Below are 5364 nucleotides of genomic sequence, written 5' to 3' on the forward strand. Positions count from 1 at the left end.
ATACAACGTAACGGTAAGCTGATTAACGTGAGCCTGAGAGAGCCTCCAACCTGAGGGCTGTCGGGTTATTGCGCCTTATGTCCATTTTACAGAAAGGCTGTCAGGGGCCTGTTCAACCATTGATCATCAGGAAATAGCGTATGCAGTTTTTTCAGGAAAGAGAGCCAGTATTGCATAAGGCCGGGTTGTTCCTGTTGAGGAAGAAAGGCAAAAAAGGCTGTGGCTTGATTCATGTCTGTAAGCCAATTACCCATCCAGAGTGGATAAAAGACGTTACGATATTGAGCATTGTCTTGAAGCTCCGGGATAAGATCATGACAGCGCAAGAATCCACAGTATGAGATGGCTCTGTGTTTATCAAGATGCATAAAGATAGGCTCCAGTGTCAGGTAAAGTAAAAGAGACGCATGGTATCTGCGCTGGTACCAGGAACGAAAAGCAGGTATGCCAACGACAGGGGAATATCTTATGTTCTGTAATCATAACATAGAGGGATGGGGGAGCGAACTCTTTTGTTCTTTTTTCTCTATTGCAAGGGTAGGGGGAGGAGCATTATTGCAGAGATAATATTTGACATCCATCGGATACACTGTAGAATTCCCTCTGTTGTTTATAGACCTCCTGCTGAGTAGGTAGAACGTAAATCTTTTTTGATTGGAAGAAATAATGAAATATATCAGCACTCGGGGCGGGATAGAACCCATAGAGTTTGATCAGGCCGTTATGATGGGCCTTGCCCGGGACGGAGGACTGCTCCTTCCTGAAACCCTGCCTTCTGTATCACCCCAGAAGTTAGGTGCCTGGCAGAACCTTCATTATAAGGGACTTGCCCTGGAAGTGTTGGATCTGTTTTCCGGGGATATGCCACGGGCTGATCTGGAAGGTCTGGTTGAACGGGCCTATAGCTCGTTTCGTCATCCCCAGGTCACGCCAGTGCGCAAGACCGGGGATCTCTATATTATGGAGCTTTTTCACGGCCCGACCTTGGCCTTTAAAGACGTGGCCTTGCAGTTGCTCGGTAATCTCTTTGAGTACGAACTGATAAAAAGCGGCGGTTTTATGAACATCATCGGAGCAACTTCCGGTGATACTGGCAGTGCTGCTATTTACGGGGTGCGGGGAAAGAAGGGAATGAATATTTTTATTCTTCACCCGCACGGACGCACCAGCCCGATCCAGGCCCTTCAGATGACCACGGTCAGGGATGCCAATGTCTTTAATCTTGCTATGAACGGTACCTTTGACGATGCCCAGGCTATTGTCAAGGGACTCTTTAGTGACCTGGAGTTTAAGGACCAGTATCAGTTGGGTGCAATTAATTCCATTAACTGGGCAAGAGTACTGGCTCAGGTGGTCTACTATGTGTTTGCCTTTCTCAAGCTGCGCAAGCAGGGTTTTGATGCAGTGGACTTTTCTGTGCCCACAGGTAATTTCGGCGATATCTTTGCTGGCTATGTGGCAAAGCAGTTATTGCCCAAGGACTGCATTAACCGCCTGATTTTGGCCACCAATTCCAATGATATCCTGACCCGATTTGTCAATCAGGGGGATTATTCTATTGCTGGTGAGGTGACCCCGACCTTTAGCCCATCAATGGATATCCAGATTGCCTCTAATTTTGAGCGCTATCTTTATTATCTGCATGGGCAGAACGGCGCCAGGGTCAAGGCAGATATGGAGACCTTTGCTGCCACGGGCCGTATGGATTTGTCTGCCTTTAAAGAGCAGGCTGGCAATGACTTTGCCGCTCATTCTGTGTCTGAGGAAGAGACCATTGCCACTATCCGCAAATATTCTGAAGAGCATGCCTATCTGCTTGATCCCCATACCGCAGTGGGTGTGCGGGCAGCTGAGGAACTCAAGGGTGATCGACCTGTGGTTTGCCTGGCTACGGCGCATCCAGCTAAATTCGGTGAGGCGGTGAAAAAGGCTACCGGGAATGAGGTGGAGCTGCCACCTGCTTTGGCTGGCTTGGCAGGGAAGGAAAGCCGCTGCGAGATCCTTGATGCCGATGCTGCTTTGATTCGGAAGTATGTGGAGACAAATGCGTTGAAGGAGTGAGGTATGTTCACACAGCCATCACAACAACGACAATGAGGACGGGCAATGGGAAGAACCGGTGCTTGATGAAGTGCGACAGCGGATTGAGCAGAATCAAGAGGGGCTGTTGCAGGCTCTTTTCAGGGACACCTGCCGAATCCGCTGTTCAAATCTTTTCTGTTATAATACCGCTGTCACGGTATTGCTCGGTTCACCTTCACCTGCCTTGTTAATGGCAATGACCCGGTATTCCAATTTCAAACCTCCCTGCTCTGATATCTGTTTTTCTGTTCGGCCTGTACTCCACCTACACGCTTACATTAAGCATCGTATTGATATTTTTTATTTTCTGCAATAAAAAGCACGTTTAAATCATCCCGATTGCCATTTAAAACGGCCTGATTTGCATTTAAATCATCCTGATTAACGTTTAAAATGGCCCGATTTAAGTGTGAATTGATCCGATGTACACTTAAATTGCTCCGATTGAAGCGTGAATCGGCCTGATGTACATTTAAATCGCCTTGATTGAAGTTTACATTGCCCTGATTTACATTTAAATTGACCCGATTGAAATTGAAATCGGGTCGATTCAAATTGAAATTGCCCTGATTCAAGTGTGAATTGCCTTGATTTAAACGGCAAAATATGCGTTACTGATCGCTTCCGGGGCGTTTGCGCTCACCTTCAAGGGATTTTCCCCTGCAAAAGCCGCAATGGATACCCTTCCTTGAACAGAATTAAAGGATTAGCTCTTGTTGCTGGAAATTGCAAGAAGAAAAAGCGGTTATGTTTCTTTTCCTGCTCACAAAGAGTGCTCTTGGAATTCGAGCCATTAATATACCTCTCAAACCAGCAGGCTGTGCAGTTTGAAAACGGGGCTGTGATACCGTAAAAGTACATTTTTTTGTTTTATAATGGAGTGCTGTGTATAAAAAAGATCCAATTTAGTACTATTGAGAATAAATCATTGTTTACATTGATTATTATTTATGTAGTATTAAATGGTAAAAAACGAATAATTCAAAGCATATTGCATATCCGGCGATTTCTCTTTATCGGTAATGAATTTCCTTCTTTAAGGATGGCATGTATTATGCTTTGTTTTGATTAATTAATTTGCATGATGTTTTTATAGCAGGTTCTTTCACTTCATATAACTCGCTTTCTGGATATTGCGGAATCAGAAAGTTGATAAAGCCACAACCGTCGTGAGGCGGTGTCGGAAAGCCACGGGTCTCTCTGAAGAGACAGCCGGGTTGCCTGCTTTTACCTGTACCGGAGGTGTGTTATGAGTTCTTTATTCCATTCAAGTACCTTTTTTAGCTTTATCGGCACGTTAATCCTGGTCTGACCCCAGTTTAACGATAGTAGCGCAGGACATGGAAGATCGCAAATATTTTTTTGTCGGGCAGCGTTGCAATATGTTAATTTTGTCAGGGTAATAATTTTTTCGATACAAACATAGTCCTCTGCTTGAGCGGTGGGTAGAGGCCCATGATGACAATGAGGAATTCGATGAATAAAACACTTGTTGCCATACTTTTTTCCGTCCTGTTCGCTGTTCATAATGTAGCTGCCAAACCTGTCAAGGAAGAGAACGTAAAGCACTTTGCCAAAAATTGGGCTTTGGAAAAGTGGGGCAAAAAAGTTGATAAAGTTAGTACCAAGAAGAAAGCTACTATTCAATTAGCCGGGACAGCGACGAATCTTTATTATATCATCTCTTTTCCTCAGGGAGGATGGATGATTGTGTCCGGTGATGACGTGGCCTATCCTGTCATTGCTTTTTCCCCTACAGGAACCTATTCTGAGCAGAACCGTCCGATTCAGTTTGAAGAATGGATGGAAGGTGTCAAAAAGGATATCTCCAGCGCAATCAAAGCAAAAAATGCTCCTTTGCCAAAAGCGGAAGCAGCATGGAGGCATTTTAATGTCAGTGCCGATAGTTTTGCCCTTGATGATTTTTCAGCAGTTGCAGAAGGAGATCTGGCTACCGCAAGTGCAGGGCCTCTTTTGTCAACGGAATGGGGACAGAGTACATATTATAATGATTACTGCCCAGTGGATTATGACGGCCCGGATGATCATGCCTTAGTAGGATGTGTTGCGGTTGCTATGGCGCAGGTGATGAAATATCATAACTTCCCGGAAACTGGTTCCGGTTCTCATTCATATTCTCATCCCACCTATGGAACTTTGTCTGCCAACTTTGGCTCTACGACATATGATTGGGATTCTATGCCTGATTCTTTATCTGATTATGATTCGGATGTTGCAGAATTGCTATATCATGTCGGTGTTTCGGTGGAGATGGACTACGGGCCGAGCGGCTCGGGGGCATCGACTGGTGCGACAGCCACGGCACTGAAAACGTATTTCAACTATAATGATACAGCTTCTTATGTTCGGAAGTCTGATTATTCAGGAGATGATTGGACAGCTCTTTTGAGGGAAGAGATCAATAATGATCGCCCTGTGATATACAGAGGGTCTGACATATATACTGGAGGTGGGCATGCGTTTGTCTGTGATGGGTATTCTGGTTCTGATTATTTCCATTTCAATTGGGGTTGGTATGGCTCCTATCAGGATGAATATTTTTATCTCAATGACCTTACTCCGGGAAGTCATGACTATTCAGATAGTCAAGCCGCTGTTGTTGGTATTGCACCTGATATCAATGACCCTCCTGTCGGGTACTTCGACAGTGCGGGCTGCAGCTCCTTCTCCGGTTGGGCTAAAGATCCTGATATCACCGACCCCATCAATATTCATTTCTATGTGGACGGTCCTGCTGGCACGGGAACCTTTATAGGCGGCATCTCAGCTGATGTTTATCGTGGCGATCTGCCCTACGATGACAAGAATCACGGTTTTTCTTTCGCTACTCCCGAAAGTCTGAAAGATGGACAGAGCCATCAGATCTATGTCTATGCCCTTGACGATCAAGGCGGCACTAATCCTTTACTGAACAACAGCCCTAAGTCCATTCAATGTACTCCGGTCAATCCCCCTCCTATAGGCAACTTTTCATGGCCCCTGTTTCTCCCGGCAATAATCGGTGGTTCCCGCACCTCTGCACCTGAAACTTTCTCCTGTGCCGACAGAGGCTTGCCTGGGCCGGAGGTGGTGAGTTGGCAAGGACGAGATTGGCAACGCTGTGACGATGAAGAGTATTATAACTGGAGCGAAGCCAGCAATTCCCGAACCCCTCTCAAATGCTGAAATAGCATAGTTGAACAAAAATATTTTCGTAAACATTTTTTATTCGTGTTTGACATATCAAACGTTTTGGGTCAATACTCTCTGCAAAAAAAATGC

At 45.4% G+C, this 5364-nt stretch carries 4 protein-coding genes and 1 riboswitch; of the genes, 2 read left to right on the top strand and 2 right to left on the bottom strand.

Translation table 11 applies throughout. From position 1 onward, the window contains the following. Window positions 1-86: 86 nt before the first annotated feature. Window positions 87-368: a hypothetical protein gene (locus tag L2082_RS18185; RefSeq protein WP_446010651.1), complete on the bottom strand. Its 282-nt coding sequence runs from the start codon at window positions 366-368 to the stop codon at window positions 87-89. Window positions 369-666: 298 nt separating this feature from the next. On the opposite strand from L2082_RS18185, the gene thrC reads away from it, so the two are divergent. After that, window positions 667-2061, top strand: coding sequence for a threonine synthase (gene thrC / locus L2082_RS18190; protein WP_446010650.1), 1395 nt, complete (start codon window positions 667-669; stop codon window positions 2059-2061). 299 nt (window positions 2062-2360) lie between these two features. Here the strand turns inward: thrC and L2082_RS18195 are convergent, their stop codons facing one another. Beyond that, window positions 2361-2636 carry a hypothetical protein gene (locus L2082_RS18195; RefSeq protein WP_446010649.1) on the bottom strand — a complete coding sequence of 92 codons (276 nt, stop codon included), beginning with the start codon at window positions 2634-2636 and terminating at the stop codon, window positions 2361-2363. 593 nt (window positions 2637-3229) lie between these two features. Then, a riboswitch (cyclic di-GMP riboswitch) is annotated at window positions 3230-3307 on the top strand. A gap of 251 nt (window positions 3308-3558) precedes the next feature. On the opposite strand from L2082_RS18195, the gene L2082_RS18200 reads away from it, so the two are divergent. After that, window positions 3559-5268 (top strand): C10 family peptidase, encoded by a 1710-nt coding sequence (locus L2082_RS18200; RefSeq protein WP_446010648.1) that lies wholly within the window; start codon window positions 3559-3561, stop codon window positions 5266-5268. Window positions 5269-5364: the final 96 nt, after the last annotated feature.

This window comes from Candidatus Electrothrix sp., from assembly GCF_052785085.1.

Coding starts and splice junctions, on each gene's coding strand:
- L2082_RS18185 (WP_446010651.1), bottom strand. CDS start 368: ATGCATCTTGATAAACACAGAGCCATCTCATACTGTGGATTCTTGCGC.
- thrC (WP_446010650.1), top strand. CDS start 667: ATGAAATATATCAGCACTCGGGGCGGGATAGAACCCATAGAGTTTGAT.
- L2082_RS18200 (WP_446010648.1), top strand. CDS start 3,559: ATGAATAAAACACTTGTTGCCATACTTTTTTCCGTCCTGTTCGCTGTT.